Source organism: Vibrio frigidus, from assembly GCF_042465995.1.
GTDB lineage: Bacteria > Pseudomonadota > Gammaproteobacteria > Enterobacterales > Vibrionaceae > Vibrio.
In genome coordinates this window covers 1-336 of sequence record NZ_JBCDMC010000054.1, presented here as the reverse complement: position 1 = coordinate 336, position 336 = coordinate 1, and the positions used below count along the sequence as shown (strand labels likewise).

The window sequence follows — 336 nt, the reverse complement described above, 5'->3', positions numbered from 1 at the left end:
CAGGCTTAACCAGCAATAACAGTGATACCAATGTCGCTATTATTGAGAATGGCACCAAGGTGGTTGTTTACACGGGCCTAGACAGTAGTAATACCGCTAATTACGTATTGTCTGCGACCATCAATATCGATGGCACCTACAGCATTACTCAACATCAAGCGATAGAACAAGTTACCGGTGTTGGTGATATCAATGAGCTAATCATCGGTGTGGATGTTACTGATACCGATGGCGACACCGTACCAAATGCCGCCAATATCAACATCACGATAGCGGATGGTGCGCTCGCAACCGCGACCGATAGCAATGTTACTTTCACTGAAACACAAGGCGTTC

1 protein-coding gene is annotated in these 336 nt (G+C 46.1%); it reads left to right on the top strand.

The genetic code is table 11. The annotated features are described in order from the left end of the window. A partial coding sequence (locus AACW90_RS22990; protein WP_390239377.1) for a hypothetical protein occupies positions 1-336 on the top strand: 336 nt, incomplete at both ends.